Origin of the sequence: Deinococcus roseus (genome assembly GCF_014646895.1) — a bacterium.
Taxonomy (GTDB): domain Bacteria; phylum Deinococcota; class Deinococci; order Deinococcales; family Deinococcaceae; genus Deinococcus_C; species Deinococcus_C roseus.
This window is the reverse complement of the sequence record NZ_BMOD01000029.1, coordinates 38987-52107: the sequence shown is the minus strand read 5'-3', so window position 1 is coordinate 52107 and position 13121 is coordinate 38987. Positions and strand designations below refer to the sequence as shown.

The window sequence follows — 13121 nt, the reverse complement described above, 5'->3', positions numbered from 1 at the left end:
TGCGAAGTCGGGCAATCCAGAAAGCGGGCAGGTGATGTCGTTTCCGGTGCAGTTGCTGTGGAACCAGGTGGGGTTGGTGCTGGCGACAGTTGCGCCATATCCGGCGTGGTTGACCACCATGTCCATCATGAATTTCATGTTGTTGGCAGGCAGGTGCAGGTCGGAAATCAGACCGGTCAGGTCGCTGCTGCTGCCCAGTTTGGGCTCCACACTGGTGTCTGCTGCGTTGTTGGTGAAGTTGGCCCAGTAACCGTGGTAGCCGCAGGAGCTGCCGACCAGTCCGACCTGTTTGTAAACCGGGGTGGTCCAGACAGTGGTGGCCCCCAGGGATTTGATGTAACTGATTTTGTTGCGCACGCCCTGAAGATCGCCGCCGTGGAATTTGGTGCCACTGGCAGGGTCAAAGCAGTTGGCGGCTCCAGCATTGTCGTTGGCGGTGTTTCCGTTGGAGAAACGGTCTGGAATCAGCAGGTAAATCACCTGTTTGCGCCAGGTGTCGATGTTGGTGCCAGAAATGGTTTGTTGATCAATCTGGGAAGGAGAGACAGGGGCGGTTTGCTGGCTGCAGGCAGCAAGGGCCAGCGTCAGCAGGGCAATCAAGCCACGACGTTTCAGCATGAAAAAACTCCTTTTGGTAGAGGGTGAAAGGGAATTTGTTTTTGGGTTGACTGATCATAGCTCAGGATCTGGCAAAGTGGAACCATTTCCAGAAACCCTCAGGTCAACTTGTATAGACAATCTCGCATAGGGTGTAATGATAACACTCTTTTTACAAATCGAAAGCTTTCGAAAGGATGGATGCTTATGCGATCCGGTGAATTCTTGTGCAGTACAAGCTTTTCTTGGGGGTTGGTGTTGGATGCCCCGAGACTCAGTTTTTTTATTGCAATACTTCGTTATTTTATGGCTGTCAGAATTCTGTCAGACTTGTTCGCTGCCAATGGGGGATTCTGACCTCAAAACCATGGATCAAACAAAACGAACTATCGCTGCAATCTCAAAAGGCAGGAATTCCCCTGCCCAATAAAAGTTTGAATCCAGTCAAAGAAAATCCAGAATGATTGATCGTAAGCGCTTTCCCTGCTGGGGAGAATCTGAAAACAACGTCCTGCAGAAACGATAAACCTGATTTTCAGAACCTGTCAGATTTTGGAAAGGGTTTGTAAGATTTCTGTGAATTATGTCTAGACAAATTTTGGAATTGGTTCCATTTTTGCCATTGATCGTATTGGAATTGATTCCGGAACGTGTTAGCATTTGCTTACCTCAAACAACCCCGGTTGCCACTGCAAGGTGGTGCGCCTTCCTTTGCTCCTTCACTGCCTGGTTTCACAGCAGTTCTGCTTTCAGGTTTTCAGGTTTCTGGCCCCCTGTGTTTGCTTTGCGTGCTGCCAAGACGCAAAGGGACCTTTTATGCCTTCAGGAGCTCAAATGCGCAAACCCGTTCTTGGATTCACACTGATGCTTGCCCTCGCCGCCTGCGGAACCCAGATGCCCGTACAGCCCCAGGAAAGCAGCATTGCCATTTCAAAAGAAGCCCTGAGCCCCACCGCATTGGGAGCCCGCTACACCGATTCCACAGGCAACGTGACCGGCACCACCCACATCACCTTCCGGGTGTATTCCTCTAAAGCCACCCGACTGGATGTTTACCTGTACGCTGGTGCTGCAGGAGCTGCTGAAAAAACCAAATACACCCTGGTGAAAGACGCTGCCACCAACATCTGGAAGGTCACTGTTCCTGTCTCCAGCCTCACCGCTGCAGGGATTGGCAGCACCGTGTATTACGGTTACCGCGCCTGGGGACCCAACTGGACTTACAACGCAAGCTGGACCAAAGGCAGCAACCTCGGGTTTGTCTCTGACGTGGACGCAGCAGGCAACCGCTTCAACCCCAACAAACTGCTGCTGGACCCCTATGCACTCGAAGTTTCCCACGACCCCACCAGCCCCACCTCTGGCAACTACACCGGATTTGCCTACGCCTCCGGTCCCAGCTACAGAAACCTGGACTCTGGCAATGTGGCTCCCAAAGGGATTGTGCTGAACACCGACACCACCAGCTACGGCACCAAACCCACCCGCGCCCAGAAAGACGACATCGTCTATGAAGTGCACCTGCGTGGCCTGACCAGAGGAGACAGCAGCATCGCCAGTTGCGCTGGAACCTACTCTGGTGCTGCCCAGAAAGCCGCTTACCTGCAAACCCTGGGCATCACCGCCGTGGAATTCCTGCCCGTGCAGGAAACCGACAACGACACCAACGATGTCACAGACGCTGCCTCCGGGAAATCTGCCACCAGCACCAACGGAGACAACTACTGGGGCTACATGACCACCAACTACTTTGCTCCTGATCGCCGCTACAGCTGCGACAAGACTGCAGGCGGACCCACCAGAGAATTCAAAGCCATGGTCAAAGCCTTCCACGACCGGGGCATCAAAGTCATGATTGACGTGGTGTACAACCACACCGCAGAGGGCGGCACCTGGGGCACCAGCAACACCGCCACCATCTTCAGTTTCCGTGGCCTGGACAACGCCGTGTACTACTCCCTCACCGCAGACAGGCAGAACTTCTGGGACAACACCGGCATCGGGCACAACTACAACACCCGCAACCCCATCGCACAGAACCTGATCATCGATTCCCTGAAATACTGGCGCGACGAACTGGGCATCGACGGCTTCCGCTTTGACCTCGCCTCCGTGCTGGGCAACACCTGCGAACACGGCTGCTTCAACTTCGACAAGATGGACAGTGGCAATGCCCTCAACAAGATTGTCGCCAGCGTGACCCCCAGACCCGCAGCAGGGGGCAGCGGTGTGGACCTGGTGGCAGAACCCTGGGCCATTGGAGGAAACTCCTACCAGGTGGGCAACTTCCCCACAGGCTGGAGCGAATGGAACGGCGATTACCGCGACACCATCCGCAAAGACCAGAACAAACTGGGCACCGACGCCATCACCCCCGGACAGCTGGCCAACAAATTCGCTGGCTCCAGCGAACTGTACCAGGACGATGGCCGCAAACCCTGGCACAGCGTGAACTTCATGGTGGCCCACGACGGCTTCACCCTCAAAGACCTGTACTCCTGCAACGGCAAAAACAACTCCCAGGCCTGGCCTTACGGCGCAAGCGACGGTGGGGAAGACAACAACAACAGCTGGGACCAGGGCAGCATTGCCGCAGACCAGCGCAAAGCCGCCCGCAACGGCACTGCCCTGCTGATGCTGAACGCTGGAACCCCCATGATGACCGGTGGCGATGAATTCCTGCGCAGCATCAACTGCAACAACAACCCTTACAACCTGGATTCCAGCGCCAACTGGCTGAACTACACCCTGAACACCGACCAGACCAACTTCAAAACCTTCACCCAGAACATGATCGCCTTCAGAAAAGCCCATGCTGCCCTGCGCCCTGCCAACTTCTACTCCAGCGTGGACAACAACGGCAACGTGATGGAACAGCTGCGCTGGTTCAAACCCGACGGCAATGTGGCAGATGGTGCTTACTTCGGAAGCTCCAGCAACCATGCCCTCGCCTACCGCATCGACGCCACCGAATTTGGTGAAACCAACCAGGCCATCTATATTGCCTACAACGGCTGGTCCGGCGCAGTGAATTTCGTGCTCCCCTGGCCTGGCGCCGGCAAGAACTGGTACCGCGTCACCGACACCTGCACCTGGGCAGAAGGCGCAGGCCAGGTGGACCTGAATGCCACCACCAACCTCGGCGGCGAATGGACCAACTACAGCGTGTGCGGACGGGGTCTGCTGGTGCTGGTCGCAAAATAAGCTGAAACTCCACTCCCTTTCCTGAAATTCGAAGATCGCCCCTGCAAAGGGGTGGTTTTCTTTTGCCGAGGGCTTATAAATGCTTTAAGATCCCATGTGAAGAGAAGTGGCTTTTAGGCCACTTCTCTTCAGTCTTTTTTGCTGTGTTCAGCAGATTTGTCAGAATGCAATCAGAGGCCTACGAGACGCACTTTCTTCACATTGACATAAGCTTTGCCGGGCCAGTACACCCTGAAATCATATTTGGTGTTCAGGTCAGGATTCTGAGCAAAATCCACTGAGAAGGTCTGGTACTGATCGGAAGCCAGGAATTGAGACCTGTTCAGAACTTTTTCAGCCAGAAGCTGCCCTGTGGTGAGGTTGTACACCTGTACACGTGCGATTTCATCATTGCTTGCCAGGAGGTCTTTGACCTTCAGATCGAACTCGGCTCGCAGTGGAGCATTCACAACGATTGGCATCTGATAATTTGCACCATAGATCAGATAGGCAGGGGATGGACTGGTGCCCGAGGTGGCCGCCCAGCCTTCACCTTCTGCAGATCCTGTGGTGTGAAAGAGCTTGTTCGCTTGCCATTCCAGATCATGGAGGGTGGTGCTGCGGTGTTTCAGGCTGATCCCACCTGCCCACTTGATCCTGAATTCGTAGGCTTCATCGTAGCCGCCTCTTGGAAACACCAGTGGGAAAGTCTGGAAGGTGTTGGCTTTGGCAAAGTCAGACCGACGCAGGGTCCGGCTGCCCAGGGTTCGCATGCCATAATTGGTCACTGCATCAATGGTGGCCACCACATCATTGGTGCCCACAGTGTTGTCAATGGCCAGCTCAAAATCGGCTTGCAGGCAGCATCTCCACTCTGAGCCCATCACTTTGACGCTGGGACCATAGGACATGCTGTAACTTCTGATGACCTGGCCCAGGAACCAGACATCTGCTGGTGGGAAGTCTCGACCCGCCACCACAGACCAGTTCCCTTCAGCATCCACAGAACCATAGCTGTGATTCAACTGACTGGATGTCCACTTCTGGGTGGGCTGGGGAACATAAGCTTTGAAACCAGTTGCAGGAGCAGTCTGTCTGATCGAATAAATTCCACTGGCGAAGCTGTCCCAGGGGTCAGAGATCAGGACGCGATCGTAAGGGTGATCCACAGTGGTGACATAGGTCTGAATGCGCGCACGAATGTGGGGGTAAGAAACCACATAAGACAGCACAGGAGAATAATGCATGCTGAAAATGGGTTTGCTGGGTGGGCGGTAAAGAGCGACGGTGATGAAGTTGCGATTGCCCACACCATCACGAACAGCATTGGCCATTCCATTGGAAGCATTGATAAAAGGCAGGGCATCCAGAGCAATCAGTTTGAAATTGCTGGTGACCGTGTATTTGGGGGTGCCATAGTCTCTTGTCTGGTCATCAAAAAACTTTTGCATGCCTTCAGTGAATTTCCAGGGATAGGTTGCCGTGTTGAACATGGGTTGTCCTTCGGGCCAGGTCCCAAAGTTCAGGGTGCACGCTCCCATGTATTGCTGTGATCTGGACATTCCACCCGCAGACTTGTTTCCCAGAATGGCAGCAGGATTGTTCGGGATGGCAGACTTCAACGGGGTAGAACCTGATCGATCAACCATTTTGTAGTTGTAGAAAGATTCACCTGTTTCAAACGGTTTGCCATAGAACTGAGCACCATCGAATTCCCAGAGCCACTGCGCCACGGCACCCAGGGTGGCAGGACCGCATCCCAACAATCCCTGATATGGATCGTGTTCTGCGCCTGCTACCCTGGAAACAATGTGGCTGATGAAATTGTCAAACTGGGTGTTGCCTGTGACATTCCCCAGGCAGCGCGGTAGCGTGTAATTCTGGGATTGATACGGTGCGTCCTTGTCGTAAAGATAGGGAAATTGAGCATAACCTCCTGGCAGGTTTTGAACCTTGTTGTCGGACATTGCACCCTGATAGGTCTCGCTGCAGATGAAGTTCAGGGGCCACCACCAGCAGCTCTTGGCCACAAGATTGTCTCCAGTCGGCCCAAGGGTGTTGACGGCAGATTGACGGATGATGGTGCCATCTGATGGAATCGCCGCAAGGGGCTGTCCATAACTGGCCGCGAGGGTCTGGAAATTCACATTTCCGGTGCTGTCCGTGATGGATGAAACAGCCAGTTTGCTGAACCCTGTGGTGGTCTGGTTGAGGGGGGTCAGCACGTCATTCCAGTTGTCTTGCAGGCCCTGTGCAAGCTCAGCATCACTGTTCTGCTGAACCAGGCTCTGGTAGTCCTTGGTTTGCTGCTCCACCTGCTGGGCTGTCATGGGGGTGGATTCACCAATGGGCCAGAAGTTTCCTGCTTTGTCCTTGATGGTCAGGAAAGATGGAGCAAAAGCAACATAGGCTGCCACATTGCCTGTTCCTCCCACCTTCTGCACCGTTTTGGCAATCTTGATCAGGGTGTACAGACCGAACTCCTGTGCAGAGACCACAGAGCGTGCGGTTGTTGCCCCCACCACAGAGGTGTACCATCTGGCGGGATCCAGCTTCCATTCCGTACCTGTCAGAGTGAGACCAAAAGCAAGGGGGTCTGTGAAGGTGCGGGGTGCCGTTGAGATCACATGAACAAAGTCATATCCCAGCACATCTTTGAAGGTGATGGTGCGGGCCGTCAGCGTGCCAATGTCTGTGGCAGAGAGTGCCTTGATTCCCTGCTGCTGGCTGAGTCCAATCAATTGCCCAATGTTTTTGGGTACAGGTTGCGCTGTCCCGAGCAAGTTGACGGTTGCCTGTTTCTGTATTCCAACTGCTTCAACATGCGTGGTTTCCTGATTTGCTGGTGATGGAGACCTGACGCTGTTGCAAGCAACAAGAACACAGCTGAGTGCCAATACATACAATTTATTCATTCTCACCTCAGTGCCATATTTCATTGCGGCACACCAAATGTTACATAGAAATGAACAAATTTGTCACTTTCTTTACATTTCTCTCATGTGTTTTTTTGAATTTTATGGTGTTCAGGTCATTGGAAAATGAATGTATATACAAGATTTTTTGATCCTTGCGGTTTTGAACCAAAAGCTGCAGCCAGGAAAACCGCAGCCAGGGAACGTGTACGGTCCAGGGCGTCTTCCCCTGCCGGAGGTTTCCTGGGTTCTGGCCTCCTGAAACCTTCTGCTGTCCTGCAAAGTAACCTTGTTTACCCCCCACTCTCATGATTTCACGTAAAATCTGAGGGTGAGTTCGTATCTGATCAAGGGCACTGCCGCCGAGGGAACGCTCCGCGTGCTGGCCGCCCAAACCACCGAAACCGTTCAAGAATCCAGCGACAGGCACAACCTGTCCATGACCGCCACCGCAGCCCTCGGGCGACTGATCACCGGAGCAGCACTGTTTGCCCAGGTCATCAGCAAGCACGAGAAAAGCCGCGTGACCCTGCGTGTGCAGGGTGGAGGCCCCATCGGGTACCTGCTGGCAGAAGGCAGCACCGATGGCAGTGTGCGGGGCTATGTCGCCAACCCCCATGCAGATTTGCCCCCCAGAACCACCGATGGCAAGCTTGATGTGGGCGGTCTGGTGGGCAACGATGGGGATGTGGCCGTGATGCGCCTGCTGGAAAACACCGATCCCTACACCTCCAGCACGGCTCTGGTGAGTGGCGAGATTGCCGATGACCTGACTTTTTACCTGGTGAAAAGCGAACAGGTGCCCAGTGCCCTGCTGCTTGGGGTGTATCTGGAAGGCGGAAAAGTCCACACTGCCGGAGGACTGTTGATCCAGGTGATGCCCGGAGCCAGCGAAGCCACCCTGCAAACCCTGGAGAAGAACATCAAGAGCCTGGGTCCGGTCACTGAAGCGCTCAGGGGCAGAAGCCTGATTGAAGTGATTGAAAAAGCCACCGAAGGCCTGGGTTTTGAGCAGATGGAGGAACCCCTGCCCATCCGGTTGCAGTGCCGCTGCTCCAGAGAGAAAGCCATTGGCAGCATCCAGTACTTCTCTGAAGCAGAGCGCGAAGAGATGATCGAGGCCGGAGGTCAGGAAGTGGTGTGTGACTGGTGCGGCACCCGCTACCAGATCACCCCCCAGGAAATCCGGGAAGCCTGAGTGGAAACCCACACTTTCACGGCTGAAAAAGGCCGTCTGGATCAGCAGGTCAGCTTGCACACCGTGTATTCCCGTTCCCAGGTTCAGCAGTGGATCGAGGCCGGACTGGTGCAGGTGACCGGAGAGGCCATCACCCGCACCGGATTCAAACTCAAGGGTGGGGAAGAGGTGACCTTCCAGATTCCCCCCGAGAAACCCATGCATGTGGTGGCAGAAGATGTCCCTTTGGAGGTGATTTACGAAGACGAACACCTGATTGCCGTCAACAAACCTCCGGGCATGATGACGCACCCCTCGCAGGGCATTGTGACCGGAACACTGGTGAATGCCTTGATGGGACGCATCCAGCTTCCAGATGCAGACCAGGACTTCGGGGAAGAAGGCTACCGTCCGGGCATTGTGCACCGTCTGGACCGGGACACTTCTGGGGTGATTGTGGTCGCAAAAACCGTGCTGGCCCATGCCAGACTGGCAGAAGCCTTCAAGGAACGCACCACCCAGAAAACCTACCTGGCCATCACCACAGGACGGGTGAACCAGGGAAAAATCATCACCCTGGATGCCCCGGTGGGTCGCCATCCGGTGCAGCGCCAGATGATGACGGTGGGAGGGGCCGCTTCCCGTGAATCCCAGACCCACTTCCAGACCCTGGCAGAAGTGCGGGATGAAGCGGGCCGCTGGTATGCCCTGGTGCAAGCAAAACCCCGCACGGGACGCACCCACCAGATCCGGGTGCACCTGCAGCACCTCAAAGCCCCTGTGCTGGGAGATGAGGTGTACGGGAAGGCCCACCCGGCCATTCCCAGACAGGCCCTGCATGCGTTCAGGCTGCAAATTCCCCATCCCGAGACAGGGAAAATGCTGGACCTGCAGGCAAATTTACCCGCAGACATGACAGGGGCGTGGCTGACCCTGGGTGGAACCGAAGCAGACCTGCCCGGCTGAGTCCTCTTTGTAACAAAAAAACTGCAACACCATGAACGTGCAGCGCCACAAAAACGTCATAGAATGAGAAAGATCTGAAATTCAGGTTTTCTCAATCACAGAGGTGTCTGCCGCATGCAAACTGTCTTCACACCGCACCCGCCTGAGAAATCACGCCTGACCCTCTGGTGGGTGTTCAGTGCCATCATGCTGATCCTGACGGGATACGTGTTCTGGATCACCCGCAATGCAGAAGAGCAGAATTTCATTCCCAGTTTTGTGCTGCTGGTTGTCTCCCTGCTGGTGCTGGGCATCTGCCTGCTGGCCGTGCTGGGACCCCTGCGCATGAAATACATCATCACCGAGCAGAGCCTGATCCTCAAAGGTTTTTCTGGACAGAAGGTTCTGCCGATCAAAGACCTCAAAGCCCAGGTGCTGGAACCCTCCATCAGCTTGCGGGTGATGGGAACTGGGGTTCCCGGCTACTTCACGGGCCTGTATGCCAGTGAACAGGGCAACATCCAGGTGATCGCCACCACCACCTCCAGAGGAGTGCTGCTGGAACACGCGAAGGGCAAGGTGTTCATCACCCCGGAAGATGAAGAGTTGTTTTTGCAGATTTTGATTCAGAGGCAGAGAAGCATGATGTCTGCTGTGTGAGAGCAGAAAGCAGAAGGCAACAAATGCTTTAGCGAAGGCTGTGCAGTAAAAGCCTTCTGCTTTCAGCCTTTTGCCTTCTGCTGCACAACAACCTGTCACCCACAACAGAACCCTCTAGGACATTTGTAATCCAGCCCCCTTCGCCCCCCTCAACTCCCGGTATGATGAGAGTCGTCCCGTTTCGGACCACACATCTTTTTTTGGAGGTTTTACCATGCCCAAGTACGAATTGCCCCAGCTGCCTTACGCTTACGATGCTTTAGAGCCCCACATTGATGCCCGCACCATGGAGATCCACCACACCAAGCACCACCAGGCATACATCAACAATGCCAATGCTGCTCTGGAAGGCCTCGAAGACCTGCAAGCCCTCAGCCCCGAAGAGCTGGTCGCTGATCTTTCCAAAGTGCCTGACGCCAAGCGTGGCGCACTGCGCAACAACGCTGGCGGTCACGTGAACCACAGCTTCTTCTGGCAGGTTCTGGGCACCGGCACCGAGCTGAAAGGTGAACTGAAAGACGCCATCGAAGCCGCTTTCGGCTCCGTGGACAGCTTCAAAGAAAAATTTGCCGCTGCAGGCGCAACCCGTTTCGGCAGCGGCTGGGCCTGGCTGGTCGTCAAGCCTGATGGCAGCCTCGCTGTGGGATCCACCGCCAACCAGGACAGCCCCCTGATGGGTGAAGCTGTTGCTGGCCTGAGCGGCACCCCCATCCTGGGCCTTGATGTCTGGGAGCACGCCTACTACCTGAACTACCAGAACCGCCGCCCTGACTACATCTCTGCTTTCTGGAACGTGGTCAACTGGGACAAAGTGGCTGAACTGTACGCTGCTGCGAAGTGATTTAACCTCACCCCGCTCTGCTCCCTCTCCTGAAAGGAGAGGGTTTTTTTGGTATGCAAAAATAAACCATGTTGCCTGCTGAAATTCAAAACTGGAAAAATGAAGTTCATGGGGTCCATCTGGAGCTTCTGGAAGCCCTGGAGGCTTTTGGGGTGCAGTTTTCCTGGAAGCAGATTGAGAAGACCCTGGTCTGGTTTGAGCTGCGCTCGATTTATGCTGGCCGAGTTTACGAACATGTTCCCTATGAATCGGATAGACACTTAACAGAAACCGCAGAATGGCTGATCCTGAAAACAGCCCAGACCTTGCAGCACCAGGGTTTTGTTTCTCCCATCGAGCTGTCCAGTGTGCCCCTTTCCGATGAATGGGTGGCCGTCTGGAGTGATGTGATCGAAGATCCAGGCCTGACATGAAAAATACCCCCCTGAATTTTCAGGGGAGGAAAACGAATGAAATGAGCAAGGTGGGGTAAGACGAGGTGGGGCTTACTCCATCACAGGAGGTCCCTGTCTGGGTCCTTCCTGTTTCTTGAACGGCACTTCAGGAATCAGGGCGGTGACGATCATGCCCAGGATCACCACGATCAGGCCCACCTCAAAGATGCCCCGGATGGCGTCCGTCCAGGCGGTTTTGTAGGCCACGCTGACCTTATGAATGCCAGTGGTGGCGGTTTTTTCCACCTCATCCAGTTTTTTGAGGGCATTGTCGTATGCGGTCTTCAGGAAGGGTTTGGCCTGAGGAGACACCTCCCCAGAAGCCAGGGTTTGCCTGAAAGCCGCAGGCACTTCGGGGTTTTTGGCAAATTCCTTCATGGCTTCGGGTTTGTTGTCGATCAGGGCTTCTTTGACCAGGGTGCGTTGTTCTGCAAATTTCTTCTGGGTGTCTGTCAGGATTTTCTTTTCATTGAAGCCAGTGGCTGCGTTGCCTTCGCTGGATTTGCTTTGCTGGCCAGCAAACATGGACTGCATTTCTTTGGGAACCACAGGCACCACTTTTGTTTCAAACTGGTGGGTCAGGCTGCTGGCAAACACCGTTCCCAGCACAGCCACCCCGATGGTGCTGCCCATCTGCCTCAGGAAGGTGGCGCTGGAGGAGGCCATGCCAATTTTGTCTCTGGGTGCGGTGTTGATCATCAGTTGCGTGTAAAGCGGAATGGAGGGTCCCAGACCAATGCCCAGCAGCACCAGTTTGGCGATGATGCTGCCCTGGGTTTCGTCGGGATGCAGGGTGAAGACCAGAATCAGGTAGCCTGCCAGCAAAATCACCAGGCTGCCCAGCAGCACGGGTTTGTATTTGCCGATGCGGGCCACCAGCTGACCGCTGAGGATGTTCCCGGCCACCACCCCGAGGGTCAGGGGGGTGAGGGCGGCTCCGGCACGGGTGGCACTGACGCCCAGCACGTTCACCATGAAAAGCGGCAGGAACACGATGGTGCCCAGGAACGCTGCGCCCAGCAGGAAAGCTGCCAGTGCGGTGATGGTGTAGGTGCGGTTCTGGAACAGTTTGAGGTCCACGATGGGTTCGCCGGTGCGCCGTTCCTGCCAGATGAACAGGATCAGCGACACCAGGGACAGGCCAAACATCCCCAGAATTTGGGTGCTGCCCCAGGCGTAAGTGTCGGGGGCCAGTGTGAGGGCCAGCAGCAGGGGGACCACGGCCACAATCAGGAACATGCCGCCCACATAATCAATTTTCCCGCCACGGGAGGATTTGAGGGGAGGCATTTTGGTGATCATGAACCACAAAGCAATGATGGCGATGGGGACGTTGATGTAAAACACCCACCTCCAGCTGATGTAGTCGGTCAGGAGGCCCCCTGCGTAAGGTCCCACCACGCTGGAAAGGCCAAAGACGGCCCCGAAGAAGCCCTGGTATTTGGGGCGCTCCTGTGCAGTGAAAATGTCACCCACCACGGCAAAAGCGGTGGAGAAGATGGCCGCACTTCCCAGGCCCTGCAGTGCTCGGTAGAGCACCAGCTGGGTGGGGTCCTGGGCCAGTCCACACAGCATGCTGGCCAGGGTGAACAGCACCACCCCGGTCATGATGATGCGCCTTCTGCCATACAGATCCGAGAGCTTGCCCCAGATCGGGAGGGTGGCGGTGCTGGTCACCAGATAGGCGGTGGTGAGCCAGGTGATCCAGCTGGTCTTGAAGTTCAGCTCCTTGATGATCTCGGGGGTGGCTGTGGAGACCACCGTCTGGTCCAGTGCGGCCAGAAAAAGGGCCAGCAGCACACCGATCAATGTGGCCATCTTCTGCTGCTGCGTGTAGGCGGGGGGCTGGGTGGAGACCTGGGTCATGTGTCCTCCTTGAGTGCTTCACTGAGTTTCAACAGTTCCTGAGAAATGTGTCGGAGTTCAGCAGAGCTGAGTTTTGAATTCTGGAACCGGCTCTGCAGAAAATGATGTGCCTGCTGAACCACACTTTTTCCTGTGTCGGTGAGGTTCAGCCGGATGCGTCTGGAATCCTCAGGATCGAGTTCACGGGAAACCAGTCCCTGCCTGACGGTGCGAACGATCATCTGGGACACCACCGGAGGAGGAAATCCGAACCCCTGGCTGATTTCTCCAGGATGCACGTACCCCTGGTGCAAAGCCTGCAAAAGCGGCATGTCTGAGGCATCGATGTTCAGTTCACGCTCGATGTCCCGCATCATGCCGTGTTTCATGGAATGGAAAAATTGCCTCCAGGCCAGCATGAATTCGGTGCAGTCTTCCTGGGTGGGAGGTTCTTCTTGCATTTTTTAATATTTATGTTTTTTAACTATTTAAAGTGTGAAAGATCTGACAATGTTTGAAGGCTG

10 protein-coding genes are annotated in these 13121 nt (G+C 55.1%); 6 read left to right on the top strand and 4 right to left on the bottom strand.

Annotated features, from left to right (window positions below):
- Positions 1-618, bottom strand: a 618-nt coding sequence (locus IEY52_RS22800) for an alpha-amylase family glycosyl hydrolase (RefSeq protein ID WP_268239757.1), incomplete at its 3' end; no start/stop codon positions are given.
- A gap of 813 nt (positions 619-1431) precedes the next feature.
- On the opposite strand from IEY52_RS22800, the gene IEY52_RS22795 reads away from it, so the two are divergent.
- Positions 1432-3801 (top strand): isoamylase, encoded by a 2370-nt coding sequence (locus IEY52_RS22795; RefSeq protein ID WP_189007541.1) that lies wholly within the window; start codon positions 1432-1434, stop codon positions 3799-3801.
- A 170-nt stretch (positions 3802-3971) separates the two neighbouring features.
- Here IEY52_RS22795 and IEY52_RS22790 read toward each other — a convergent pair whose 3' ends face one another.
- Positions 3972-6521 carry a hypothetical protein gene (locus tag IEY52_RS22790; RefSeq protein ID WP_189007538.1) on the bottom strand — a complete coding sequence of 850 codons (2550 nt, stop codon included), beginning with the start codon at positions 6519-6521 and terminating at the stop codon, positions 3972-3974.
- Between the two features lie 505 nt (positions 6522-7026).
- On the opposite strand from IEY52_RS22790, the gene hslO reads away from it, so the two are divergent.
- From hslO to IEY52_RS22765, 5 genes are all read left to right on the top strand, one after another.
- On the top strand, positions 7027-7893 hold the full coding sequence (gene hslO / locus IEY52_RS22785) for an Hsp33 family molecular chaperone HslO (protein WP_308425025.1): 867 nt from the start codon (positions 7027-7029) through the stop codon (positions 7891-7893).
- The gene (locus IEY52_RS22780; protein WP_189007536.1) at positions 7894-8838 is read left to right on the top strand and encodes an RluA family pseudouridine synthase; all 945 of its coding nucleotides are present in this window, start codon (positions 7894-7896) and stop codon (positions 8836-8838) included. It abuts the gene before it with no gap.
- A gap of 114 nt (positions 8839-8952) precedes the next feature.
- A complete protein-coding gene (locus tag IEY52_RS22775; RefSeq protein WP_189007533.1) occupies positions 8953-9477 on the top strand; it encodes a PH domain-containing protein in 525 nt (174 codons plus the stop codon).
- Between the two features lie 214 nt (positions 9478-9691).
- The gene (locus IEY52_RS22770) at positions 9692-10318 is read left to right on the top strand and encodes a superoxide dismutase (RefSeq protein WP_189007530.1); all 627 of its coding nucleotides are present in this window, start codon (positions 9692-9694) and stop codon (positions 10316-10318) included.
- A gap of 68 nt (positions 10319-10386) precedes the next feature.
- Positions 10387-10731, top strand: a complete 345-nt coding sequence (locus IEY52_RS22765) for a hypothetical protein (protein ID WP_189007527.1) — start codon at positions 10387-10389, stop codon at positions 10729-10731.
- A gap of 72 nt (positions 10732-10803) precedes the next feature.
- On the opposite strand, the gene IEY52_RS22760 is transcribed toward IEY52_RS22765, so the two are convergent.
- Both IEY52_RS22760 and IEY52_RS22755 read right to left on the bottom strand, forming a co-directional pair.
- Positions 10804-12618 (bottom strand): MDR family MFS transporter, encoded by a 1815-nt coding sequence (locus tag IEY52_RS22760; RefSeq protein WP_189007524.1) that lies wholly within the window; start codon positions 12616-12618, stop codon positions 10804-10806.
- On the bottom strand, positions 12615-13058 hold the full coding sequence (locus IEY52_RS22755) for a MarR family winged helix-turn-helix transcriptional regulator (RefSeq protein ID WP_189007522.1): 444 nt from the start codon (positions 13056-13058) through the stop codon (positions 12615-12617). Before IEY52_RS22755 ends, IEY52_RS22760 begins: the two co-directional genes overlap by 4 nt.
- Positions 13059-13121: the final 63 nt, after the last annotated feature.